The organism is Paenibacillus sp. sgz302115, assembly GCF_056120445.1.
The window spans coordinates 759,102-782,674 of sequence record NZ_JBVYOK010000001.1; the positions used below are offsets into that span (position 1 = coordinate 759,102).

25 protein-coding genes are annotated in these 23,573 nt (G+C 49.2%); 7 read left to right on the top strand and 18 right to left on the bottom strand.

What is annotated here, in order from left to right:
* Positions 1-10: 10 nt before the first annotated feature.
* Positions 11-577, bottom strand: a complete 567-nt coding sequence (locus AC0LWN_RS03455) for a YdeI/OmpD-associated family protein (protein WP_474663221.1) — start codon at positions 575-577, stop codon at positions 11-13.
* Positions 567-1,037, bottom strand: coding sequence for a VOC family protein (locus AC0LWN_RS03460; RefSeq protein ID WP_474663222.1), 471 nt, complete (start codon positions 1,035-1,037; stop codon positions 567-569). The genes AC0LWN_RS03455 and AC0LWN_RS03460 overlap by 11 nt, the downstream gene beginning before the upstream one ends.
* Before the next feature lie 103 nt (positions 1,038-1,140).
* Between AC0LWN_RS03460 and AC0LWN_RS03465 the strand changes: the two genes are divergently transcribed.
* Positions 1,141-2,055 (top strand): helix-turn-helix transcriptional regulator, encoded by a 915-nt coding sequence (locus AC0LWN_RS03465; RefSeq protein ID WP_474663223.1) that lies wholly within the window; start codon positions 1,141-1,143, stop codon positions 2,053-2,055.
* A 9-nt stretch (positions 2,056-2,064) separates the two neighbouring features.
* On the opposite strand, the gene AC0LWN_RS03470 is transcribed toward AC0LWN_RS03465, so the two are convergent.
* Positions 2,065-3,006 carry a helix-turn-helix transcriptional regulator gene (locus AC0LWN_RS03470; protein WP_474663224.1) on the bottom strand — a complete coding sequence of 314 codons (942 nt, stop codon included), beginning with the start codon at positions 3,004-3,006 and terminating at the stop codon, positions 2,065-2,067.
* Positions 3,007-3,157: 151 nt separating this feature from the next.
* Between AC0LWN_RS03470 and AC0LWN_RS03475 the strand changes: the two genes are divergently transcribed.
* Positions 3,158-4,093, top strand: a complete 936-nt coding sequence (locus AC0LWN_RS03475) for a Gfo/Idh/MocA family protein (RefSeq protein ID WP_474663225.1) — start codon at positions 3,158-3,160, stop codon at positions 4,091-4,093.
* A 534-nt stretch (positions 4,094-4,627) separates the two neighbouring features.
* A complete protein-coding gene (locus AC0LWN_RS03480) occupies positions 4,628-5,035 on the top strand; it encodes a hypothetical protein (RefSeq protein WP_474663226.1) in 408 nt (135 codons plus the stop codon).
* Between the two features lie 172 nt (positions 5,036-5,207).
* Here AC0LWN_RS03480 and AC0LWN_RS03485 read toward each other — a convergent pair whose 3' ends face one another.
* From AC0LWN_RS03485 to AC0LWN_RS03495, 3 genes are all read right to left on the bottom strand, one after another.
* Positions 5,208-5,975, bottom strand: coding sequence for a DUF817 domain-containing protein (locus AC0LWN_RS03485; RefSeq protein WP_474663575.1), 768 nt, complete (start codon positions 5,973-5,975; stop codon positions 5,208-5,210).
* Between the two features lie 13 nt (positions 5,976-5,988).
* Positions 5,989-7,017 carry a hypothetical protein gene (locus AC0LWN_RS03490; protein ID WP_474663227.1) on the bottom strand — a complete coding sequence of 343 codons (1,029 nt, stop codon included), beginning with the start codon at positions 7,015-7,017 and terminating at the stop codon, positions 5,989-5,991.
* Positions 7,018-7,132: 115 nt separating this feature from the next.
* Positions 7,133-7,642: a GNAT family N-acetyltransferase gene (locus AC0LWN_RS03495; RefSeq protein WP_474663228.1), complete on the bottom strand. Its 510-nt coding sequence runs from the start codon at positions 7,640-7,642 to the stop codon at positions 7,133-7,135.
* 170 nt (positions 7,643-7,812) lie between these two features.
* On the opposite strand from AC0LWN_RS03495, the gene xerS reads away from it, so the two are divergent.
* Positions 7,813-8,895 (top strand): tyrosine recombinase XerS, encoded by a 1,083-nt coding sequence (xerS, locus tag AC0LWN_RS03500; protein WP_474663229.1) that lies wholly within the window; start codon positions 7,813-7,815, stop codon positions 8,893-8,895.
* Positions 8,896-8,928: 33 nt separating this feature from the next.
* A complete protein-coding gene (locus AC0LWN_RS03505) occupies positions 8,929-9,801 on the top strand; it encodes a pentapeptide repeat-containing protein (protein ID WP_474663230.1) in 873 nt (290 codons plus the stop codon).
* A gap of 170 nt (positions 9,802-9,971) precedes the next feature.
* Here the strand turns inward: AC0LWN_RS03505 and mobB are convergent, their stop codons facing one another.
* From mobB to AC0LWN_RS03555, 10 genes are all read right to left on the bottom strand, one after another.
* Positions 9,972-10,541, bottom strand: coding sequence for a molybdopterin-guanine dinucleotide biosynthesis protein B (gene mobB, locus AC0LWN_RS03510; RefSeq protein ID WP_474663231.1), 570 nt, complete (start codon positions 10,539-10,541; stop codon positions 9,972-9,974).
* A 230-nt stretch (positions 10,542-10,771) separates the two neighbouring features.
* A complete protein-coding gene (locus AC0LWN_RS03515; RefSeq protein ID WP_474663232.1) occupies positions 10,772-12,052 on the bottom strand; it encodes a molybdopterin molybdotransferase MoeA in 1,281 nt (426 codons plus the stop codon).
* 88 nt (positions 12,053-12,140) lie between these two features.
* Entirely contained in the window at positions 12,141-12,638 is a 498-nt protein-coding gene (locus AC0LWN_RS03520) for a DUF5680 domain-containing protein (protein ID WP_474663233.1), read from the bottom strand.
* Positions 12,639-12,747: 109 nt separating this feature from the next.
* Positions 12,748-13,254 carry a DUF4178 domain-containing protein gene (locus tag AC0LWN_RS03525; RefSeq protein WP_458962383.1) on the bottom strand — a complete coding sequence of 169 codons (507 nt, stop codon included), beginning with the start codon at positions 13,252-13,254 and terminating at the stop codon, positions 12,748-12,750.
* 50 nt (positions 13,255-13,304) lie between these two features.
* Positions 13,305-13,715, bottom strand: a complete 411-nt coding sequence (locus AC0LWN_RS03530; protein ID WP_458962384.1) for a DUF350 domain-containing protein — start codon at positions 13,713-13,715, stop codon at positions 13,305-13,307.
* 126 nt (positions 13,716-13,841) lie between these two features.
* Positions 13,842-14,510: a PspA/IM30 family protein gene (locus AC0LWN_RS03535; RefSeq protein ID WP_474663234.1), complete on the bottom strand. Its 669-nt coding sequence runs from the start codon at positions 14,508-14,510 to the stop codon at positions 13,842-13,844.
* A gap of 76 nt (positions 14,511-14,586) precedes the next feature.
* On the bottom strand, positions 14,587-14,919 hold the full coding sequence (gene lpdD, locus AC0LWN_RS03540) for a prenylated flavin chaperone LpdD (RefSeq protein ID WP_474663235.1): 333 nt from the start codon (positions 14,917-14,919) through the stop codon (positions 14,587-14,589).
* Between the two features lie 77 nt (positions 14,920-14,996).
* Positions 14,997-15,929, bottom strand: coding sequence for a dihydroorotate dehydrogenase (locus AC0LWN_RS03545; protein WP_474663236.1), 933 nt, complete (start codon positions 15,927-15,929; stop codon positions 14,997-14,999).
* Positions 15,922-16,626 (bottom strand): dihydroorotate dehydrogenase electron transfer subunit, encoded by a 705-nt coding sequence (locus tag AC0LWN_RS03550; protein WP_474663237.1) that lies wholly within the window; start codon positions 16,624-16,626, stop codon positions 15,922-15,924. The genes AC0LWN_RS03545 and AC0LWN_RS03550 overlap by 8 nt, the downstream gene beginning before the upstream one ends.
* Positions 16,627-16,711: 85 nt before the next feature.
* On the bottom strand, positions 16,712-17,752 hold the full coding sequence (locus tag AC0LWN_RS03555) for an NADH:flavin oxidoreductase/NADH oxidase (RefSeq protein ID WP_474663238.1): 1,041 nt from the start codon (positions 17,750-17,752) through the stop codon (positions 16,712-16,714).
* 195 nt (positions 17,753-17,947) lie between these two features.
* Between AC0LWN_RS03555 and AC0LWN_RS03560 the strand changes: the two genes are divergently transcribed.
* The gene (locus AC0LWN_RS03560; protein WP_474663239.1) at positions 17,948-18,835 is read left to right on the top strand and encodes a polysaccharide deacetylase family protein; all 888 of its coding nucleotides are present in this window, start codon (positions 17,948-17,950) and stop codon (positions 18,833-18,835) included.
* Between the two features lie 86 nt (positions 18,836-18,921).
* Here the strand turns inward: AC0LWN_RS03560 and AC0LWN_RS03565 are convergent, their stop codons facing one another.
* Positions 18,922-19,587 (bottom strand): 3D domain-containing protein, encoded by a 666-nt coding sequence (locus AC0LWN_RS03565; RefSeq protein ID WP_474663240.1) that lies wholly within the window; start codon positions 19,585-19,587, stop codon positions 18,922-18,924.
* A gap of 325 nt (positions 19,588-19,912) precedes the next feature.
* Here AC0LWN_RS03565 and ppk1 point away from each other — a divergent pair, with 325 nt between their 5' ends.
* A complete protein-coding gene (ppk1, locus tag AC0LWN_RS03570) occupies positions 19,913-22,075 on the top strand; it encodes a polyphosphate kinase 1 (RefSeq protein WP_458962392.1) in 2,163 nt (720 codons plus the stop codon).
* Here the strand turns inward: ppk1 and AC0LWN_RS03575 are convergent.
* Complete coding sequence (locus tag AC0LWN_RS03575) at positions 22,023-23,552, bottom strand: Ppx/GppA phosphatase family protein (protein WP_474663241.1); 1,530 nt, start codon at positions 23,550-23,552, stop codon at positions 22,023-22,025. The two genes, ppk1 and AC0LWN_RS03575, sit on opposite strands and share 53 nt — an antisense overlap.
* Between the last annotated feature and the right edge of the window lie 21 nt (positions 23,553-23,573).

A 23,573-nucleotide genomic window follows, 5' to 3' on the forward strand; every position in this document is an offset into this window, starting at 1 on the left:
GTCTCGAGTTTTACGGGAATAGACGTCCGTTATCATTCCATTGACCGTATATTTTGTTTTCTCTAGTGTTTGTTATGAATTTGTCTAATCTGCTCCTATACAATTCTGGCTGATTCATATTGCTTTGTATCGTGTTGATCCGAACTCTTTTATAAAGATCTGGAAATGACATGAAATTGTTGTATACTTGGTTTTCCTCCTTTAGCCTTCGCTCTATATCTTCACTTATTCTAAAGGAATTGTAATCCATATCAGGAAGAACCATTCTTCCTTCGTCTCTCATTAACCCCAACCTTTCAAGGCGGCGGACACGCTCTTTATTTAATTCAGTCCATGAACTTTTTTTACTTCTAGGTGACAGCCTCTGAGCCAGCTCCGTTTCGGAAATTTTCTTTTTGATTCCATCAATCCATCCAAAGCACAATGCTTCCTCGACTACGTCCAAATATAATAACATATTAGGGGTAGGCGACAAACTAACCAAGACCCAGCAAGACTTTTTGGTCTTGCTGTTTTCCTGTAGCCAGTTCCTCAGATCTTCTCTCGATTTTGCTGGAATCAGATTTTCAATTTCCATAATTACCTGCAATAACTTTTTCAAGAAACTTATCTGCGTCACTATTAAATTTCCAGCAGACCCCAAACTTATCTACCAGCATTCCAAAGCATGAAGACCAAGGAGTATTGGATAACGGCATCATAACATTGCCACCAACAGATAAATTATTATAGTATTCTTCCAGTTTTTGTTTATCATCAATGACTAGACTAATCAGTACATTATTTCCTTTCACCAACTCACCTGTTATCATCTTCATTGCAGGCAAAATATCCGACATCATTATTTTCCCGCCTGCGAATTCTATTGAAGATTCCATGATCATATTCAACTCATTTTCTGGCAGTGGGTAGTTTGGATCTTGTGGAAAATCCTTGAATTTAGCTTTTTTTACTTCAATTGCATTTAAAGCCTCTGAATAAAATTCAATCACTTGTTCTGCAATCCCATCAAAGTTTAAATATGCAATAGCTGACATAAAGCAATACCTCCTTCTTGTGATAAATGTAGTATAATCTACAAAAGGTGACGGCTGTATGTCACCGTTCTTAGAATAAAGTAGAGTAAAAGGAGGAGGAAATATGGACAAAGTTGAGAGACTTATTTCTATAATAATGATATTGCTGAAAAAAAATGTCGTTTCATCAACAGAATTAGCACAATTATTTAATGTTTCCAAAAGAACTATTCTTCGCGATATGGAAACACTCAGTTTATCAAACATCCCGATCTATTCTATCAATGGTGTTAATGGCGGCTACGGTATTATGGATGAATATAAGGTTGATAAACGTCTTTTAAGCAGCTCCGACTTAGAGAATATATTAACTGCATTGAACGGAATGGAACAAATTCTAATTAGCGAAGAAGTTGAAATGACTATTAAAAAAATTGAAGCGATGGTTAGCCCATTATCTCTGAAAAGTTCAATTCAATTCTCATTTTATGATTGGGAGGGCCGGTCTGAAATTAGTCAAACCTTGAAGCTGTATCAAGAATCAATATTAAAGAGAAGGCTAATATCATTTGATTATATAGATAAAAATGGCACCAAGACGAATAGAATTGTTGAGCCATATCAGCTTCATTTTAGCGAAACGAGCTGGTATCTGAAGGGATTCTGTTTACATCGCCAGAGATATAGAACGTTTAAATTATCTCGTATCGATAACCTTAATATGGATGAAAAAACATTTAACCCTAGAGAATATTTATTAGAACAAGACCGCGAAGCAAGTTTTCAACCGCAGCTAGCCGCTATTAAGGCATTGATTTCGCCTAGCATAAAAGATCAATTCATTGAAAGATACGGCCGAAAGAGTATTGAAAACTATAGTTCTGAATTTTTATTAGCAACATTTTGTGTCCCTCATAACAGTATCGGATTTCAATTTTTAGCAAGCTTCGGCACAAATCTAATAATCGTAGAGCCTAAAGCATATGTCCAAGACTTTCGAAATTATTTAAATAAAATGATGGAGAATTATTCGAATTAGAACATTTCTTCACAAATAAACCCCCTGCAGATGCACAAGCCGCCCCTTGATATACTCTCTAAGCTCTGGGGGATGCAGAATTTCTGCCACATCCAGCAGCTTCATCGCCTGCCCGCAGGCTGATTCGTAGCTGTACAAGTTCAGCGTCCAGTCGATATACTCATCCGTTTCCTTTTTTTCGATAATCTCAAGCTTGCTCACGGATTCCTGCCGGCCTTTCGCCGTCCGTACAACTGCAGCATAGAACTCCACTTTCCTGCAGCTTTGCTTGAACGCCTCGCTCCCCTCCAGCCAATATTCCTCCAGCGAGAAATCTGCAGGGATCTCATAGGCTCCATCCGTAGGCAGGACCGAGATAATCCGCTCGCACTTAAAAGTACGCAGTTCTTCCGCCGCCTCGCAATATGCTGCCAGATACCAGTCCCCTTGCTTCACAATCAGCCCATAGGGATGAAGAATACGGGTGGTCAGATCCCCGCTCACCTTGCGGTATTTAATCTGAATTGCACGGCATCTCCAGACCGCAGAGCGAAGCTCCTCCAGAAAGGGCTGCTCGGCACGTTCATTCCACCAAGGCGTATCATCGTAATAGAACCGGGTTTTGGCCTTGCGGATATCCTCCTGATAGGCTGCGGGCAAGGTCTTTTCCAGCTTGAGCAGAGCATTCTTCAGCTTCAGTCCCGATTCGGTTTGACCGCCAAAAGGGATGCCCATCCCCGTCAAATACAGGTTAATTACCTCTTCACCGTGCAACTTCTGGAGATTCAGGGTATAGCCCTCCATCAAAGAGATTCCGCCCTTAGGCCCGGGAGTTGTCACCATAGGAATGCCGGATTCCGCCAGCACATCAATGTCCCTGTAAATGGAACGCACCGAGGTTTCAAGCGCCTCTGCCAGCTCGCTCGCCTTAATTCTTCCCCGGGATTCAATCAGTAACAGTATAGCAATCAAGCGGTGCAGCCTCATGAAAAGTCCTCAATTCTATAATAAGTAGTCATTACTATTTTTGAAAAACATCTGCTGAGGGCTTTACAATTCTCGCCACTCAGTTGTCAACAATTCCTATGTATGATGAATGTATCAGAGAGAGGAGCTGCTGTAAATGAATATTGGCATATTGGGAACAGGCTTTGGAGCTTATCATGCAAGCCTATTTGCATCTATGGAGGAGGTCAACCGGATTGTTGTTTTTGGCCGAAATGAAGCCAAGCTGCAGAAGCTGAAGGAGGATTTGGGAGTCGAGATCTCCAAGTCCATAGATGAGGTGATATCGGACAGCTCGCTGGATCTGATCGACATCTGTCTGCCTTCCACCCTACACAGCAAATACGCGGTTGAGGCGCTTAAGGCCGGGAAAAATGTGTTTTGCGAAACTCCGGTTTGTCTGAACACTGAGGATGCCCAGGCTATGCGGCAAGCGGAGGAAACCTGCGGAAAACGTATATTTGTCAACCAATTCATCAAATTAGATCATGCTTATTCCTACTTGTACGATGCGGTACATAGCGGGCAATACGGCAAGCTTCTCCGTGTATCCCTCAAAAGAGAAACCGCGCCGCTGTGGGGCGACCTCGGCCTTAGTAAAATCGCTGCGAATCTCATGATTCACGATTTGGATTTTGTGACCTGGCTGCTGGGTAATCCCCCACTGTCTGCAGTCTGGGGAACTAGCGGCGGAAAAGACGGTCAAGCGCTGGTTCTTGCCGGTTTTGACACATCGGATGTATCTGCTGAGATCATTGTCTCTTCACAAATGCCCCGAGCGTACCCGTTCACAGTCGGCTATGAAGCTTATTTTGAGCAGGCCAAGCTGGTGTTTGAGGAGAGCGATTATGCGGACGGCAGTATAGAGGCCACGCTGTATGAATACGGAGCTTCCGGCAAACAAGAGATTGTTCTGGACAAGCTCAACCCTTATGAAAAAAGCCTCCGCTACGCGCTCCAAACCTTCCAAAGCGGCGGGGAATCCATTATCTCGCTGGAGCATGCGGCGATTGCCGCAGAGGCTGCTTTTGAGATTACCCGAAGATTAACTTGATCATGCATAGTCTGTTTGCGAGCCGCGGACCCCCATCCTTTTTCGGGGTTTTAGTGTCAAAGGATCGAATAAAGGATGGAGTAGTTGTGTGGTTGTAGGGGAGGTTGATAGTTTTAGGTTTTCTGTTGTGAATTTTTCATATGTTGAAATAAAAAGAATAGTGTGTAGATTTTTTCTATAACTTCATAGAGTAAATTCGAGTATAGGTTACATATTTAATATTATGTTAACATATACCTCTTCATTTCACTAAAATAAGCTGAAAACGACCTGCTAATTCTTATGAAATCTCCATTATCCATGAGTTAAAGGGAATTCCCCCCTGTATAATCGCCACTCTACCCGCTGGAATGACTATCGGCTAAATATAGGGGGACGATTTCCCTCTATATCCCTGGAACATCTATTCTTGCTCAGAATAGAGGGCGATTTTCCCGCTATTTTGCTCTTCACTTCTTCTTTGCACTCGTTCTGGCACTGGCACAAAGTTTTTTTGCTATAATAAGGTAAATAAAGGGTTGGGAGTGGATCGATATGCAAGAGCATGATAACGAAAAAGCGGCGGCATTTGTAGAAATTATACGTAAATCTGATTCACTCACATCGGATTTTAAGCTATCGACAAACACGAAGGAAACAGAAAATATAGTCTGGCATACGGAAAGCATGAGCGTTGACAGTTTTCACGAAGCATTCGAATGGGTAACAAGCGGTCCTTACAATGAAATAGGCCACCTTTATACCGGTTATAAGACAACGAACTGGTTGCTGGCTCATGTTTTGCTATACGAGCTGATACGGAGGAATACGATTTCTCCGCCCAGTTTTCATGTGCATGCGGATTACGACTTTATTAGTAACGGGCTATTATTCAAAGTTTGGGTAACCCCGCTGGCTGCAGACGCTGAAAACGAAACAAAACCTGGGGCTCCCCACCCTTAAATCGGGGTTGCCCAGGCTTTTATTAGTACTCGCCGTCTTTCTTATTTCGTTATTCTGTAGTTAGTTAACATAATAATATTTATGTCACTCTCTATGAGGCTATCCTTTTTCTACTCTTTAAGTTAGCATTATCCTGCCTGCCCGCTTGCCAATCTCAGCTCAAACAAGAGTCTTACGTTTTCCGGCTAGCTTTTACATGTTTTAGCTGGGCAACAATAATTACGCTAATGATTACCAGCAGGAACCATGAGCTGATCTTGCTGAAGCTGACCAAATGCCAGGCTTGGTACTGGTTGGGATATTTCCAGGCACTAAAAAATGTAGCTATATTCTCGGCTAACCAGATGAAGAAACCTACTATGAAAAAAGCCAGCGTCAAGGGCATTCGATAAGTAGTGGTCCGTACCCGGTATATGATCCATGTTCTCCAAAAGACGATGAGCACAAGCCCCGTTAGCAACCAACGAAAATCAGGAATGAAATGATGTGTGAAAAAGTTCAGATAAATGGCTCCTCCCAGTAATCCGGCAGAAGTTAGCCCCGGCCAGCCGGTCATATCCATCTTCAGTCTACGCCATATCTGGCACATAAAGCTTGCGACACTTGCATACATAAATCCGCTATAGAGCGGCACACCAAATAACTTCGTAAGCCCGGGCTCAGGGTATGACCATGATCCCATTCTGACCTTATACATTTCCAGCAGCAGACCAATAAAGTGAAATATACAGATTACTTTAATTTCATCGAGTGTCTCTAATCCACTGCGGTACATGAGGTACTGAACTGCAAGCAGGATAACAAGAATGGCATCATAACGGTAAATGTATGGCAGCTCGATTAAGCTGGAAAGAGCCAAAGTTCCAAAAATTGCTACAGGAAAAATGCAGCTCATCGCCTGATGATAACCAAAATGCAGTAATTGTACTATTGGTTTCATAGAAGTTGTCGTCTTAATCAATATTGGCGACCTTCCATTCCCCCTGCTTATTGCGCAGCAAAGAGATTGTATTGCTCCTATCCGCCAGATAACCCTCGTCAGTCATAGATTGATACACCACGTTAAAATTCGCCCGCTGCGTGCCTTCAGCAGGAATTCCGGCATAAGTGATCCCATTGAAACGGTACGTGATCGAATGATCAAGGAAAAACCCTAAGTATTCCCCCGCTTCCGGCGAGTACATTGTGTCCATAAATTTCTGCTTATCCTGACTAGCAATGGCTTCCAGACAATTCATTACCTCCTGGAGCATCTGCTTGTTCTCTTTGTCCTTTCCTACATCCGGCTCCTGAACAAAGACTCCGGCAACCAGCGGCGGTTGCTTCTTCATGTATTGGACTTCTCTCAGCATATCGACAAACAGCGGCAATAGCTTTTCCCTCTGCTCAGCAATGGTCCGGATTTGCGCGTAGTACTCTTGTCCTTTTGCTCTAAAAAGGAACACATCCACCCTGCCATCGTTCTCTGTGTAGCTGCCCTGATATTCCTTGTACTGAAGCAATGCGGCTTTGCTCCCGTCTGAATCTGTCTTATCCACTTTTGTATTGGCTGAATTCTCTTTGCTTATCGGTTCAAAAACAATCCAGTTTTGCTTATCCGCAGTCCCCCAGGCGGTTCTGCCATTCTGCTCAAACCGAATCATCTGCTCCGGCATAAACATCGCCAGCGGTAGGTGTTGATCCGCAGAATATTTCGCCTGCAGCTCCGTTCCTCCGTTCAAATACGCCCGTCCTGACCCGTCGTATTCAGGTACTCCGCCTGCAAACAACGATACCGATTGTGCGGAAGGGCGTAGAGTCGCCTTAACTGTCGCTGGAGTTGAAGCTGGAGTTTCTGCAGCCGATGAAGTGACAACAGCTTCTGTTGCCGGACGGACTGAAGCGTCTGCTTTCTTGGAATCTGCACCATTACTGCAGCCTGAAACAAGCACTGCTAGTGCGGATAGACAACCGATCCAGACAATTTTTTGGATGCTTAGCACGTAGAATCACCTCAATTAACAGACGCTGGAAATCCCTACAAGTTGCGCCCGGTAACAACGGTTTTCTTTTTTATGCAGGATTCTGTCTTGTCCGTTCCGCTTCTGATAGGTCTTTTTATTTATTAATTCTATTAATATTTAATGTGCTGAAATATTGACTGGGATTCCCCTGCTTTGGATTGAAGCGTTCCTGGAACGCCCCGCCTGTGTAATCGCCAATCACCCGATGCCAGAAAGTGCGTGCAGGTGTATTGGCTCGGATCTGCGACACCTTCCAGTCGCCGGGAAACATATCGAACAGCCGGTGTGCGGCCCAAGTGCCTACTCCGCTGCGGCGGTACTTTTGCATCACAAAAAACTCTGTCATGTAGAACTGCCCCTCCGAACTGTGCAGCAGACGGTCCACCAGCGCAAATCCGGCGATATTATCGTCCACGGTAAATAGATAAGCAAATTTATTGGTACCGCTGTTCCAGTAAGCCTCAAGACCGGGATAGGACGGAAATGCGCCATCACGGTCCACCTCAAGCTCCAGATAACGGGTAAAGTCATATAAATAAAACTGCATCAGCCTGCTGATGGTATGGCGCTGCTCTTTGGGAACCAGCTCAATTCCAAGTTCCATAAGTCACCTCTGTGATTCACTTTTTATTACACATTCTATATCTTTGTCACCACAGGAGCAAGGCAAGCCCCTGAAGTACAGCGAAATCCGGCCAAACTTCATGAAACATGCTAAAATGGAAAGACAACTCCGCAAGCAAACAGCAATCCAAAAGGCAGGTGAACAACACATTGAGCATTCAAAAAATTAACGACCGCATACATCTCGATCAAAGAGTGCTGAATATGCCCTGGTTTGTACAGCAGTTCATTGACTATAAACGTCCAGATCTGTCACCTTCTACTCTGCTGGAGTACATCCGCGATTATGAATCGTTCTTTGGCTGGCTGCGGGCAGAGGGGCTCTCTCAAGCTGCAAGTCTTTCTGAAATAACCTTGCTTGATCTGGAGACGCTGCATATGGACAGTATTGTCGGATACCGCCTGCATTTGACTACCCGTGCCGAGGGCACGAATTCCAGAGTCACCGTATCCCGCAAGCTTTCCGCACTCCGTTCTCTTTTCCACTATTTAAGTCAAATTGCCGAGGACGAGAACTTTTATCCTTTACTGAAGCGCAATGTCATGGCCAAGGTGGAGATCAAACGCATTCACAAGCCGAAGGACACGGCCGCCAAGCTCAAAGGTAAAATTCTGGAGGAAGACGAGCTGCTGGAGTTCATAGGCTACATTTATGAAGGATATGGGCGCGATGTTGAAGCCAACAAGCAGGCCCTTTATTCCTTTCAGCTCAACCGTGAACGCGACGCCTGTATTGCCAGCCTCATTCTCAATTCCGGCCTCCGCGTCTCTGAAGTCGTCAATCTGAACGTGGATGATCTGGATGTGAACAATAAGCTGCTGTATGTCTACCGCAAAGGCAATAACGATGAAACTTTCAAAACCCCGGTCTATTTCCGCGAACAGGCCAAGGATGACCTCTCGCTCTATCTTAGTCTGCGGCAGTCCCGCTACAAGACGCCCAAACGGGAAAAAGCTCTGTTCATCGCGCTGCCGAACGGCACTCAGGAAGGTAAACGGATGACCAAACGGGCGATCCAGGAAATGATCATCAAATACGCCAAACGGTTCGGCAAGCCTTATCTGACTGTACATAAGCTGCGCCATTCTTTTGCCACGGATTATTATCTGCAAAATGATATCTATAAAACGAAGGAACAGCTCGGACACGCCTCAACGGAAACGACCGAGGTCTACGCCCACCTTACGGACAAAACGATGTCCGAAGCGATTGAGCGGCGTCTGGAGAGCTGAATTCCCCATCAAGGAAGGAGTCCATTGCCTCAAATGTCTCATCAACATGAATTTCTATCTGCTTCACCGAGTCTTAGCCATACCGATCTGCAGTCGAACTGTGAGGGCTGCTTCGGCCTCTGCTGCGCCGCACTGCCATTTGCCGCTTCATCGGATTTTGCCATTCATAAAAATGCCGGACAGCCTTGTCCTAATCTGCGGTCAGATTTCCGCTGCGGTATCCACACGGAGCTAAGGTCCAAAGGGTTCCGGGGCTGTACCGTATACGAATGCTTCGGGGCCGGTCCCAAGGTCTCTCATGTCACCTTCGGCGGGCGCGACTGGCGGCAGGCTCCGCATACCGCTTCACAAATGTTCGAGGTCTTCCCGGTTATGCGCCATCTCCATGAGCTGCTAAGATATTTGACCGAAGCTCTATCCCTTCAGTCTGCGGCAACGATTCACAGCCAGCTCCGCTCGGCACTAGAGGAGACCGAACGGCTGACCCTGCTGCCGCCCGAAGCGCTGCTGCAGGTGGATGTGCCGTCACACCGGGCAGAGATCAATGAGCTGCTTCTTCGGACTAGCGAGCTTGCGCGCGATGCTGCGCGGCGTCAGCTCAAGAATGCTCCCAAACGCCCTAAGAACTATGGGCGGGGAGCAGATCTGATCGGAGCCAAGCTCAAAAAAGCCGATTTACGCTGTGTCAGCCTGCGCGGCGCCTATCTGATTGCGGCAGATCTCAGCGGGGCTGACCTGAGGGGAGCGGATCTCATCGGAGCTGATTTCCGCGACACAAATCTTTGCGGCGCCGACCTTACAGACACTCTCTTTCTGACCCAATCGCAGCTCAATGCGGCGAAGGGCGATGCCTCAACCAAGCTTCCAGCCGCATTGTCACGCCCTGCGCACTGGACCGGCTTGTGAATTTGCTTTCGCAATTATTGGCTTGCTTCCAGCATACATGCCAGGATAGCAGAACAGCGGCCCTTTCTCCTTCAATGGGAGAATGGGGCCGCTGTTCCTTGTGACTAAGTTTTTAGGAGACGTACTGCTCGAGGTTGGGGTAGCATTTTGGATTTTCTATTGTGAATTTTTCATATGTTGAAATTTTGAAAATAAAAACGTTGCTGCCACAAAAATTCGGCAATTCCCGCGCTGTCGTTAATGCTGAATTGGTTAATGCCCTGCGTCTGCGGGAGCGAGACGGCATCCGCTGCCGTGCTCCAGAGCGCAACCGCTGACAAATTGCTCACTTCGCTCAGTAGCGAGACATCCTCTTCACGGCGGATCAGCCCGATTTTGGGATACTGCTCCTGCTTGAAGCCTTCCACCAGCACATAATCGTAATCTGCAAAAGCGGCAATCAGCTCGGCCAGGCTGCTGGCGCGTTCTTCAATCTTTGCTGTACGCGTACTGCTTGTAATAGCCACCGCCGAAGCTCCGGCCTGCCGCTGCTTCCAGGTATCCGTTCCCTCATGGTCCATGTCAAAATCATGGCCGTCATGCTTGATCACAGCAACCGTACAGCCCTTACTCCGCAAAAGCGGAATCAGCTCGCAGATCAGCGTAGTTTTGCCGCTGTTCTTGTAGCCGACAATCTGGCACACGGCGGGCGAAGCAGTATTGCCTCCTATTGCCCGCAGACTCCCGGGTTGGTAAGCCATGCCTGCCGTAGAATTCGCGGCTTGCATCGAAGATCGAGTGAGGCTGCTACGGGCATTACGGTGGACCGATCTGCTTCTACTACTCCCGCTGCTCGATGTTACGCGGCCTCTATCAATGCTGATCCTGCCGTCTCCACTGCTTAATTTCTTCAAACTACTCTTTATAGGCTCTTGCCTCCGCCGCCTCATTCCCGGCTTCTCCACCTTTCACTTGATCCAGTTCCGTCTGCTCAGCCGCGAATGTCACCGGGCAGCTTAAGCACCTTCACAAGGGTCCCTGCCGTCAAGCCCCGTTCTTCCGGCGGAACGATTACCAGACAGTCGCTGTCCTTGATCGTAACCATTACTGAGGATTCATCAATGGCGGCCGGATAAGCGTATATTTGCCCCCCTTGAATCTCCAGCCGGGAACGGACAAACCGGGTATAGTTGTTCACTTTGGAATAATCCGCTCCAAGCACCGCCGTCCATTCCGGCAGGAATGGCTTCTCGGCTCCCTGCATTCTCCCGATAACGGGCCGGGCGAACAAGTGAAATCCGACAAAACAGGCTCCGGGATTACCTGACAAGGCCAGCAGAAGCTTGCCGCTGCGTACAGCTGCAGTTGTCACGCTTCCCGGGCGCATTGTTACTTTGTTGAACAGCATGTCCCCGCTGTTCTCACGGACCAGATCCCCCATAATATCATAATCCCCAACGGACACACCGCCGGTGGTAATCACCAGATCATAGCTCTCCAGCGCCAGCTGCACCTTGCTCCGCGCCAGCTCGATATCGTCAACGATTGCACCAAGCATAACCGGCTCTGCGCCGCTCTCCCGTACCAGCGCTTCCAGCATGGGAGAGTTGCTGTTACGGATTTTGCCGGGAGCAAGCGGTTCATGCACCTCCAGCAGCTCGGTCCCGGTTGCAAATATCCCCACTCTAGGTCTGCGCCGCACTTTTACAACAGGCATGCCAAAGGCGGCCAGAACAGCAATATCCCCCGCCGTTATGATCTTTCCGGCCGGCAGCACAAGTACCCCTTCCTTCAGTTCAAAACCGATCGGAGTAATATTTCGCCCGGCCTGTTGCGCTTTGCGGATTCCCACTTGGGTTATGCCCCCTGCTTCCCTGCTCTCCGTCGCTTCAATCATAACAACGGTATCCGCACCCGCCGGCACCTGAGCTCCGGTCATAATCCGCGCAGCCGTTCCGCTCCGGATATCGACACCAGGCACTGCTCCGCATGGGACGTCGTCTACGACGTCCAGCCAGATTGGACCATCCTCCCCGATTTTCTCTGTATCTGCCGCGATGAGCGCATAACCGTCCATTCCCGAACGGTTAAATGCCGGAAATGGATGAGGCGCATACACAGGCTCGGCCAAATAACGTCCGTTGCTATCATTAAGCGGTATCTCTTCTATGTCCATCAGCTGCGCATACTTAATAACCCGTGACTGGGCTTCTTCAACCTGGAGTGCTTTTCGGCGAAATTTAGAATCCATTGCTTCTTCTTTACTGTTCATATGTCAACCAACCTCTTCTGTCTCGTATTCTCGTTATAGAGTACACGTCAATTATTTCCGCTATTCATACAGCACTATTTTATACCATTCAGCAGATAAATCCACCGCAATATTGCAGCGAATATATCTCTGTCCCCTGCCGCAAGATTCTCTCTTTCCCGGAAAACCGCTCTAAATCCCCTTCGTTTACGTCAAAATACTGATACTCTCCTTCACTGAAGCTGTGCGGGCCCCTGTATGGACGATCCTCCGCTACCCGGCACATCGCTTGTCTCAAAAAAGCATATGTATCCTTAACTTCATCAAGGCTTAGTTCCTTAATTGTTCCACCGCCGTATGTCATTGACCAGATGGCCTGTCCACGGAAATATATCGTTTCCTGTCCGGCAAAATAGGCCATGCCCAGATATAAATCCCGGTAGAAATAATCTCCGTCCCCGTATTCCAATTGGCGGTATCCTTCAAGCAATGGCGGAACCGAAGCCTCGTCTCCTTGAGCCGCATACGTCGCATTTTTAGCCTTCAGCAAAAATTCCACAAGTGGTTTCTTCTCTATTTCCACCTTAAATTCACTCCCTTTTGCCATAATGTACTCATCTTAGCACAAGGAACACACGTTCTCAATTCATGCAATAAAAAAAACGGCCGTTTCGTCCTATACATGGACAATACAGCCGTTTCGGTAAGCACCTTTCTTAATTCGCCCGGATCACCCTTACATCACCCGGGATGACTTTTTCGCCTTCGTACAGCATAAACCGGCCGTTCTGCCACTCCACCCGCAGCAGCCGGGAATCATCGGACTGGTACTGCCAGACATGCTGCTGTCCGCCGTTCATATAAGGAGTCTGACCCTTAACTTCGGAGTATCCCTCGTATTCTTCCTCCAAGTAGTATGTGTAATCATCCAGCTCCAGAGTTGCCGGGACCTCGGCGGGATTATCCAAGCGCCCGTCAATCGGCTGATACAGCCCATATTGCAGCTGCTCCCGCTCTTCGATATGCAGATAGGCAATACGGCTGCCGTCACGTAAGGTCAGCACCACAGCATTGCGTCCGCTGGTCTGAGTCCGGCCCGTTACCTCGTAGGTAACCAGCGAAACCTCACAAATGTCGCCCGGAGACAGGTTCAGCATGCTTTTAGGTGCAGCCGGGGCTTCCGGCTTCGAGAATATATTGCCAATACGCTTCCATATACTCAAACTCCATCATTCCTTTTAAAAGTTTTGGCTTTATTGTTAAGCATAAAGCATTATCCTTGAATGAATGCGGCGATAATCAAGGCCCCGGTCAAATGCAGCGAGCCTGCCAGCAGCCCGTAGCCTATTTTGCCCAATTGGGTGCCATAGTCAAGATCGAGCTTGCCCCAGCGGCTCAGCAGCAGTTCGACTGTTTTTTCCAGAGAGAATAAAAGAATAAAGGAGACTATGGAGATTACAATAGCATCTCCCAAACTGTTCGAAGAGGCAATGGAGGACGATAAGATGCAGCCTTGTGCCAAAAGCTTCAGCACGAACCTAGTAGTAACCGCCATATTGCCTGCCTTGAGCTCCTCTAAATCGTTGTAACGGGTAAACAGCGAATCCACGAACATCAGCACAAACAGCAGCACTGCGCCGCACACCGTCCATACCACCATAGACACCAGAGTATGGAAATCCATTGCTTTTAGCCCCCGATTGTCAGTTTGCCTGCCCTCCCCGGGCAGCATAGAGAAGGCGAAGGAGAAACCGCTCTTTCTCTCCTTCGCCTGTGAACATTAGCCTTGCTTCCGGCTTATGCCAATATGTTATTGTTTGTCGTATTGCTTCATCAGCGCGGCCAGCTCATCTTCCACAGCCTGATCCTTGCCCAGCTTCTCGAATTCGTCATCCAGCGATCTGTTGCCGGCGCTCATCTCGTTGCTGGCTTCAGCCTGAGCTTCAGCCTGCAGCATCTTCTCTTCCATACGCTTGAGACCCGCAGAAGCTGAATCGGAGCTGAATCCGCTCATCGCTTTGTTGATTTCCGTTTGCGCCTTGGCTGCATTATAGCGCGCAACCAAAGTTTCACGTTTATTCTTCATTTCTGTAAGCTGTTTGCGCATTTCTTCAAGCTTGTCGCGCAGGTTGTCTGCCGATGCCTTATTCTGATCGAAGCTGGTTTTGTATTCTGCAAGCTTGGCTTCAGCGGCTTTCTTCTCTTCCAGTGCGCGGCGCGCCAGGTCCACATTGCCGGCTTGGGCAGCAGTGTGTGCCTGCTGATTGCGTTTGTTCACCAGCGCTTCCTGTTCTTCGTAGAGCTGCTTGAATTTCTTCTCAATGGCGATCTGGGCGGCTACCGCTTTTTCGGCATCCTCCAGATCCTCAGTCATGTCCCGAATGTATTGATCCGTCATTTTTACAGGATCTTCTGCTTTATCAATAATCGCATTCACATTGGACATCGTCAAATCACGCAATCTTTTAAATATAGACATGGTTCATTCCTCCAAAATTAAGTTAAATGCTTATTTGTTATCTATTACGCAGGAAGATTCATTAACGTTTCAAATTTTACCAAGATAAATATTGATCTATTTTTCGGTTCACGGTTTCCACAACCTGCGCTATGCTCTCTTTGCTCAAATTGTCATAGTGAATGCCCATAACTACCGTAACTGTTCTGTTCAGTACAGCAGCCGCTTTGAGCGCAGCGGATTCGCTGATCGTGTGCTCCTTGTGATGGGGGACTGCCGAAGTGGATACCTTGGCTACGCCATCTTCTACATATGCCGTGCTGGTAGCGCCAATATGTCGGACGCCACCGGTAATGAGCAGCAGCAGATCACGGCCAACCTCCACAGCAGTCAGCTCGATATCGTCAGGATGAAATTCTGATGCAGTCAAGCGGAATCTCCCCTTTCCCATGATATGAACCTTCGATAGATAAAGACATCTCAGGCGGAGGAATTAATTGGATTGTGTTATATGATGCCGCGGATTTCGTCCAGCGATGAAATATTCTCCTCGATCATGAACTGCTGCAATTCCTCTACTAGCGTACTGCCTGCCCGCAGATTCATGAAGTTATAGGTTCCCACCTGAATGACCGTTGCCCCGGCCATAATGAATTCAATGATATCTGTAGCTGAAGTGATTCCGCCCATGCCGATTACCGGAATGGATACCCGTTGTGCCACCTGATGCACCATACGCAGCGCTACCGGCTTGATCGCAGGACCGGACAATCCGGCATACAAATTATTGAACACACTGCGGCGGCGGCGGACATCTATCTTCATCCCGGAGATCGTATTGATCAGTGAGACGGCGTCTGCCCCTTCCTCCTGGCACATCTCGGCCATTCCAGCGATGTCCTCGGCGTTCGGGGACAGCTTCACAGCCAGCGGCAGACGGGTAGCAGCTCTTACCGCACGTACAACCTCCTGCGCCGCCGGAGTCTTGACTCCAAAGGCGATGCCGCCTTCTTTGACATTGGGGCAGGAAATATTCAGCTCAATCATATCTACAGCAGGCTTACCGGCAGCGCTGCGGGCATCGGCATCACGCTGGATCAGCTCGGCGCCGAGCACATAATCCGGCAGCGTGTTGCCGCCGAGATTTACAATACGCGCGGTATCCAGAGTCTCCCAAAAAGGAAGCTCCTTGGCCAGAAACGCTTCGACCCCCGGATTCTCAAGGCCCACGCTGTTCAGCATGCCGGAGGCCGTCTCATAGACGCGGATTCCGGGATTTCCCGCCTTGGCGTTAAGTGTAAGCCCCTTGCCGGAGATGCCCCCGAGGAGCGACACATCATACAGCTTGCCATATTCCCGGCCGAAGCCGAAGGTTCCTGAAGCCATAACGATCGGGTTCTTGAAATGAACACCTGCAATATTTGCTGTCATATTAATCATGGAAGATCACCTCTTCCGCCAGAAATACCGGACCGTCCGCACAAGCCTTACGCTGTCCGTCACGACAGGAGACGCTGCAGACGAGACAAGCGCCGATTCCGCATGCCATGCGGTTCTCAAGCGACAAATACACATTAGGTCTCTTGCCGGCAGTTTCAGCGGCTATGCTTTTTTGCTGTGCAGCCTTCAGCATCGGCTGCGGACCGCAGACGAAAATATGATCATAGCTGGTGAAATCAACACTGTCCAGCACCAGACCGCCGACGTTCACCGTCAATTCGGCAGCCAGAGGACGGAATGCCTCAACACGGAAGGGTTCACGGCTGAAGCCCAGGTAAATGTCGCTTTGCGGAAGCTCCTGCGCACAGTAATACAGTGGAGCAATGCCGATCCCTCCACCTACCAAGGCTACCTTTCCTTCCACAGCAGGAAATCCGTTACCGAACGGGCCTTCAAGCTCAAGCGTAGCCCCTGGCGTAAGCTTTGCCAGAATCTCAGTACCTTCACCAACCACATGATAAAGAAATTCGACACCATTGTCATTTACTTGATGTATGCTAAGCGGTCTGGACAGCAATGGATAGGCTCCCCATGCCCGCAGCATGTAGAATTGCCCCATTGTCCCGCCGTAATCCCCTTCAACCCGAAGGTGATACACTCCATCTGTCAGCCGCTCGTTACTAATCACCGTCGCCACGTTATCAAGCTCCTTCAAATTTTATCTTATTAACCATGCCTTAGAAGGGGCTTAAAATCTGTGACATAGTTCACATTCTCAGGGTTCATTTTTTCTTCCAAACTCCGCGTTCGTACGCCTCAGGCACACTGGTCTTCTCCACACCGCCAAGCGCTTCCTCTGCATGCAGCGCCCAGTAAGGATCACTGAGCATTCCTCTGCCCACTGCTACCAGCTCTGCCCTCTCCTCGGAGACAATAGACTGTGCGTCCTCATAGGATTCGAGGCGTCCTACAGCAATTACCGGAATTTGCAGGCCGCTGCGGATGTGCTCAGCAAGATCGACCTGATAAGCAGGACCTGCGTTAGGACCGCCGTTCGAACCAATAGGACCCTCACCGCCTGAGGATACATGGAACATGTCAACTCCGGCAGCCTTGTAGCGGCGGCAAAAGCCCAGTGCATAGTCCTCATCATAGCCCCCTTCTACATATTCCTTGGCGGATACTCTCATCAACAGCGGCATTTCAGCCGGCAGCACTTCCCTGACGGCTTGCACAACCTGTTCTCCGAACAAACCCGGGTCGCTGCCGTATTCATCATCTCTGACATTGGTCAGCGGCGAATGAAACTGGTGAATCAGGTAGCCATGCGCTCCATGAATCTCCACTGTATCAAAGCCGGCTTCAACAGCACGGCGGGCGCCTTCGCGGTAAGCCTCGATCAGTTCAGCGATCTCAGCCTTGCTGAGCGCCCGCGGAGTTTTGGATTTGGCATCAAACGGGATTGCGGAGGGAGCAACCGGAGGCTCCGCATCCAGAGCTTTCCTTCCGGCATGGCCCAGTTGAATTGCGATTTTCGCTCCCCCGGCATGAACGGCTTCTGTAAGCCTGCGGTAAGCTTCAATCTGGTGGTCTCCCCAGATCCCGGTATCCTTGTTCGTAATCCGTCCATCCGGATGGATCCCGGTCATTTCAACAATAATGAAGCCTGTGCCGCCGACAGCGCGGCTGACATAATGCACAAAATGCCAATCATTTGGCGTGCCATCCTGCTGTTCTACAGCATATTGGCACATAGGGGGCATAACCACACGATTTTTTAAGGTCAGGCCCTTTAACTCATAGGGTGCAAATAAATCCGGCATTGATTGTTCCTTCCTTCCCGCGATTTGCAAATTGTGGCCGGGGAAATCTCCCGTTTCATTCAGTATACACGTATTTTCCGCCTCGATAAATCTTAATCAGAGCTCTTGGAATTACAGCATAAATCCGGCTTTTATTGGAGATAACAAGATAAGACAATAACGGATTGCAGGATCACAAAAAAGGAGGCGCTGCATGTGAATGGTCTGAAGCTAAGCCGAAAACTGCCCATTCTGGCAATCGTGTTATTATTCCTGCTCAGTCCGGCATCTGAAGCGGAGCTGGCTGCCGCGATTCCGGCGGACTCGCCCTCCCTCCCTCAGCTAAGCAACATCAATGCCCCGGATGGAAAGTCCGGGAAGGATCAGGTTCTCCCGGCAGGCTCCTCTTCCGCGTTGGCGGGACCACAAAAACGGGAACGGGTCAAAGGCTTGACCCTCAGCCAACTGATCCGCAAATACCCTGAAACGATCAAAACACAAGGGCCCCGCCGCAAACATATTGCGCTTACGTTCGATGATGTACCTGATCCGAGGTTTACACCACAGGTGCTAAACGTTCTGCGCAAGCATCATGTAAAAGCAACCTTTTTCATAGTCGGCAGCCGTGCGGCGAAGCATCCCGATCTCGTGAAGCGGATCATCAGGGAAGGTCATGCCGTGGGGAACCATTCCTACAACCATCCTCAGTTCGGGAAGATCAGCGTAAATGAATTCCGGTCGCAAATTATCCGTACGGAAAATATAATTGATGCTCTGGCGGGATATAAACCGCGGCTCATCCGGCCACCCTATGGAGACATCAACGAGCAGCAGCTGCAATGGGCGAAGGCCCACGGCTATAAGCTGGTGAACTGGAATGTGGATTCCCTTGACTGGAGAGGGCTCTCAAGGTCCCAGGTCAGAAACAATATCGTATCCCATGCGGGCAAAGGGTCAATCATTCTCCAGCACGGCGGCGGCGGCCGGGGTAGCAATTTACGCGGAACCATTCAGGCACTGCCGGAAGTGATCAGCATCATGCGCAATAGGGGCTACACCTTTGTAACCGTCCCCCAGATGCTTCAGGTGAATAAAGAAAAGTAGACTGTTGTTAATCAAAAAAGGAAACGAGTCCTGCCCTTGCGGCATTCTTCGTTTCCTTTTGAGTTTATAGCTCTTGCCCGATTATACTATTCAATAAAGTATAACTGTACATATTGAAATCCAAAATCCGATACAAAGCTTTGGCTGCCGGGAATAAAGATATCAATGCGGTTGCCTTTGATCGCGCTGCCTGTATCCATAGCGGTAGCCAAAAACGCCTGCTTGGGCAGACCCGGATGGGAATAGCCGGTTACGAGCACTTTAGTGCCAAGCGGGACTATACTTGGATCGACCGCAATCGTTCCAAGTTTCAGCGGATTGCCGAAATAATCAACAGCTCCCCAGATGCCATTCTCACTGATCGCTGAGGAATAGGCGGTAGCCTTCATTTGCATCACTTTGCCATAGTTGAATTCCTTGCCCCATGCTTGAACGGTATTGGACTTAGGCTCTACACTCAAAATTGACGCCTCTGAAAAGGCTTTGGCAGACGGCTCAGCGGCAACGGTCTTGGCTTTTGTAATCCCTGGGATGGTGAGCCTGAGACCAGGGTAGATATTCAAGGCTGCAACATTCGGATTGGCGTTCATAAGTTTATCAACACTTATGCCATAATGATTAGATAGGGTATAATAGGTTGTAGTTTCTCCCGCGATATGTACGCTGTCGGCCTGAGCGGGAGCTGTGTGCAGCAGTGCGCTGACTCCGAGGGCTGCAGCCAAGGCTGTAATCTTTCTAAATCTGATCTTCATAAATTGCCTCCTTCGTGAATAGCAGAGCAAACTTGACATGCAGTTCTGCTTCATTGCAACTCCGGACTTATGTACCTTGTTGTGCCTTGCGTCCAAAATGCAGATATTTGTTAACTAACAGGATTGAATATATCACAATTTTGTAACCAATGCGCAAGTAATTGTTACCAATTTGATAATATTAGAGTTTTGAAGCATTATTAGAGTAAGTATTTTTACATAATTTTAATAAAATCAGCAAAAATCCGTGCTTTTCAGCTTTTCAGGAATAATTTCGCGAATATTTTACACAGATTTAACATTTCCCTCTGTAGCAGATAGTAAAATGATAGAATACGACAAAGATATTGAAGCACTTGGAGGGTCCGCGAACGTGAATGAAGAAGAGAAAAAAAACAACTACAGCAGTCCATCTACCGCTTATCTTAACCGGGATTTAAGCTGGATCGAATTCAACCGCCGTGTATTGCAGGAGGCGCAGGACCCGGATAATCCGCTTATGGAGCGGGCCAAGTTCCTGGCGATTGTGTCGAGCAATCTGGATGAATTCATCAGCGTCCGCGTGGCCGGAATTCAGGATCAGATCCGTGCAGGCTATACAAAAAAGGATTTCACAGGCTATACCCCATCCGGGCTGTACAAGCGTCTGATCAAGCGGGTCAGCAAAATTATTACCGACCAGTACCGGACGTTCCGGGATATTTCAAGGCATCTGCATAAGGAGGGAATTGTCTTCGTGGATTACGAGGACCTGACCCAGGCACAGGAGCTTTCCATTGAGCAGTATTACCGTGATATTATTTTTCCCGTTCTGACTCCTATGGCTGTTGACCAGAGCCGGCCGTTTCCGCTTGTGCACAGCCAATTCATCTATCTCGCGGTTGTGCTGACGCGCAAGAACAGCAAGGAGGAAGAGCCCTATTTCGCAATTCTGCAGATTCCTTCCAATCTGCCGAGATGCATCCCGCTCCCCCACCGCTCCAACAGCAAGAAACGGCAATTTGTCTTTATTGAAGACGTGATCCGCCATCATATACAAACCTTGTTCAGCGGTTATGAACCCGTGGCCGTCAGCGAGTTCCGGTTAACGCGCAATTCTGACCTTACAATTGACGAGGAAGGCGCGGAGGATCTGCTTGAGGAGATTGAAAAGGAGCTGCGTAAACGCCGGCGCGGTGTTCCCGCCCGTCTGGAGGTGCAGAAGGGGATTCACCCGTATGCGCTTGAGCAGCTTCAAGCCGAGTTTGAGCTTGAGGATTCCGTCTTCGAAATTGACGGACCGCTCGATCTCGGGTTTCTGCGCGGCTTCGCCGGCAGCCTCAAGGGCTTCAGCTATCTGCATGAAGTACCGATTGAGCCGCTCTATCCGGTAGAATTCGATGAGAACGAGGATTTCTTCGAGGTGCTGCGCGAACGCGATGTGCTGGTCTACCATCCCTATGAATCCTTTGATGCGATGACCGACTTCATTACTCAGGCTTCTGAAGATGAACAGGTTAGAGCAATCAAAATGACGCTGTACCGGGTCAGCGGCAATTCTCCGCTGATTGCCGCACTGGCCCATGCCGCAGAATCCGGCAAACAGGTCACCGTTGTCGTCGAGCTTAAGGCAAGATTCGACGAGGAGCGCAATATCGCCTGGGCCCGCAAGCTGGAGCAGGCCGGCTGCCATGTGGTCTATGGCCTGGTTGGCCTCAAAACCCATGCCAAGATTACGCTGATTGTCCGCCAGGAAGGCCCGGATCTGCGCCGCTATGTGCATGTGGGCACAGGCAACTACAATGACAGCACCGCCAAGGCCTACACCGACCTCAGCCTATTCACGGCAAACAACGAGATCGGGCTGGATGCTTCGGAGCTGTTCAACCAGATGACAGGCTATTCCGCGAGCTATGACTGGAATTCCTTCATTGTGGCGCCAACCAACATGAGCCTCTCCTTGGAAAAGCTCATCGCGCGCGAAGCCGAGCATGCGGCAGCAGGCCGCCCGGCCCGGATTATCGCCAAGATGAACTCGCTCTCCAACCAGGAGGTTATAGATTATCTGTACAGCGCGGCCCAAGCCGGTGTCTCCATTGATCTGATTGTCCGCGGAGTCTGCTGCCTGCGGCCCGGTATTGAAGGCCTCAGCGAGCGCATCACCGTCCGCAGCATTGTGGACCGCTTCCTGGAGCATTCGCGGATCTATTATTTTGAGAACGGCGGTAATCCAGAGGTCTACTTGTCAAGCGCGGACTGGATGACACGCAACCTGACCCGGCGAATTGAGCTGATGTGCCCGGTGAAGGACAAGGAAATCCGCAAGCAAATTGTCAAGATTCTGGACATTACGCTTAGTGACAATGTCAAATCGAGCTTCCTGCAGCCCAACGGATATTACGAGCGTGCGGACGACAAAAAGGCCCCGTTCCGGAGCCAGTTCGCCGCTATGGATGTTACACGCTGGAAGGGAACCCGAGCTTTACCTTCACCGCCCAAACATTCCTGAAGGCTTTGAGGGCAGTCTCAATGTCCTCCAGCCCAATGAGAAGCTCGCCTGCGCCCTGCAGGGCAAGATCAAGGGTATTGCCGTGCAGGCGGGCTTGTAGCCCGCTCACAATGCCAATCTCGGTGCTGTCCAGAGCAATGCATAGTTGAACCAGAGTTCCAAGCTTATGAATCCACTCTTCGTCGGAAGCCAGCAAAATGTCCTTATGTGTCAGGGACAATTTCTGCTTCCGGCTTTTTGTGCTGTATGAGGCGATCAGGGCGCTAAGGATCAACTGCCGGTGCGTAAGCCCGCGAATCGGTGAATTCATCAGCCAGTATCGTGTATGCCGCTTGGATTGGTAGTAGTTAATATTAGAGCCTGTGCGGTGCAGCATGACCGCGACATAAATCAGCATTTTCTGTTCCGTCCGGTCGGTCCCGTCCTCAAAAGCGTCAAACAGGCTGAGGGCCAGCTTGTAAATATGGTCCAAATGCCGTTTGGAGGAATGGATGTCAAAGCGGACGATGGTGTTCAGGCTGAACTCCAGCGCACTCTCGCGCACAGGCTGCTCCGGCTTAAGAAGATCATGCAGCATGCCTTCCCTAAGGCCTTCCCCGCTGATCAATGCCTGACTGGCGCCGATATACTGATATACCGTATGAAAAATAATCAGACCCGAGACAATGATATCCCCCCGGCTCTTGGACAGCCCGTCCAAATCCTTGCGTTTCTCATACGGAATGAGAGGCAGCGTCTCCATGAAATGGCCGATGATTTCGCTGGACAACGTATACCCGTGTGAATTGGGCAGCGAATAATTCCGGCTCTTCTGGTCCAGCTTGCCAAGGGAACGAAGGGTTCCGCCAAGCCCGTAGAGGGGCAGCCCTTGGCCGCTGTTCAGCCAATCATGCTCCACCAGCCTTCCGGTGACATAAGCCTGAAGCTTGCGCACCTGATCGCCGTTCCAATTCCCGTGCTGACTGAACATAAGATTCGTATTCACCGCGCCAAAAGGGAAGGAAATGCTGTTCTGGTAACGCCGTCCCCGGAACAGGGTAACCTCCGTGCTGCCGCCGCCGATGTCGATAACAAAGCCGTCCTGAACATCAAAGGCATTGATTACACCCAAGAAGCCAAAGTAAGCCTCCTGATGGCCGCTGATGACTTCAATGTTAATCTCCGATGCCTCCGAGAGATAGGAGATAATCTCGGAGGAATTTGCCGCGTTGCGGATGGCCGCTGTGGCTCCGGCGCGGATTTTATCAACTTCAAAGGCGCTGCATATCTCCTTGAACTGGCGCAAAACGGGCACGATGGTATCCATGTCCTTCCGCTCCAGCCTCCCGTCCCTTGTGATCTTCTCACTCAGACGAGCGGAGTATTTGCACTCCTTGATAATTTTATAGCCTCCTTCCAGCGTCGTATCATAGATCACAAGGCGAATGGAGTTGGAACCAATATCAATGATGCCAATCCGGCATAGGTCATCTCTCATCTGTATGTACTCCTTTTCAAG

Coding starts and splice junctions, on each gene's coding strand:
- AC0LWN_RS03480 (WP_474663226.1), top strand. CDS start 4,628: ATGCAAGAGCATGATAACGAAAAAGCGGCGGCATTTGTAGAAATTATA.
- AC0LWN_RS03455 (WP_474663221.1), bottom strand. CDS start 577: ATGGAAATTGAAAATCTGATTCCAGCAAAATCGAGAGAAGATCTGAGG.
- AC0LWN_RS03575 (WP_474663241.1), bottom strand. CDS start 23,552: ATGAGAGATGACCTATGCCGGATTGGCATCATTGATATTGGTTCCAAC.
- AC0LWN_RS03515 (WP_474663232.1), bottom strand. CDS start 12,052: ATGAACAGTAAAGAAGAAGCAATGGATTCTAAATTTCGCCGAAAAGCA.
- AC0LWN_RS03495 (WP_474663228.1), bottom strand. CDS start 7,642: ATGGAACTTGGAATTGAGCTGGTTCCCAAAGAGCAGCGCCATACCATC.
- AC0LWN_RS03565 (WP_474663240.1), bottom strand. CDS start 19,587: ATGAAGATCAGATTTAGAAAGATTACAGCCTTGGCTGCAGCCCTCGGA.
- AC0LWN_RS03520 (WP_474663233.1), bottom strand. CDS start 12,638: ATGGCAAAAGGGAGTGAATTTAAGGTGGAAATAGAGAAGAAACCACTT.
- AC0LWN_RS03475 (WP_474663225.1), top strand. CDS start 3,158: ATGAATATTGGCATATTGGGAACAGGCTTTGGAGCTTATCATGCAAGC.
- AC0LWN_RS03460 (WP_474663222.1), bottom strand. CDS start 1,037: ATGTCAGCTATTGCATATTTAAACTTTGATGGGATTGCAGAACAAGTG.
- ppk1 (WP_458962392.1), top strand. CDS start 19,913: ATGATAGAATACGACAAAGATATTGAAGCACTTGGAGGGTCCGCGAAC.
- AC0LWN_RS03535 (WP_474663234.1), bottom strand. CDS start 14,510: ATGTCTATATTTAAAAGATTGCGTGATTTGACGATGTCCAATGTGAAT.
- AC0LWN_RS03485 (WP_474663575.1), bottom strand. CDS start 5,975: ATGAAACCAATAGTACAATTACTGCATTTTGGTTATCATCAGGCGATG.
- mobB (WP_474663231.1), bottom strand. CDS start 10,541: ATGGCTTACCAACCCGGGAGTCTGCGGGCAATAGGAGGCAATACTGCT.
- AC0LWN_RS03530 (WP_458962384.1), bottom strand. CDS start 13,715: ATGGATTTCCATACTCTGGTGTCTATGGTGGTATGGACGGTGTGCGGC.
- AC0LWN_RS03555 (WP_474663238.1), bottom strand. CDS start 17,752: ATGCCGGATTTATTTGCACCCTATGAGTTAAAGGGCCTGACCTTAAAA.
- AC0LWN_RS03545 (WP_474663236.1), bottom strand. CDS start 15,929: ATGATTAATATGACAGCAAATATTGCAGGTGTTCATTTCAAGAACCCG.
- AC0LWN_RS03505 (WP_474663230.1), top strand. CDS start 8,929: ATGTCTCATCAACATGAATTTCTATCTGCTTCACCGAGTCTTAGCCAT.
- AC0LWN_RS03465 (WP_474663223.1), top strand. CDS start 1,141: ATGGACAAAGTTGAGAGACTTATTTCTATAATAATGATATTGCTGAAA.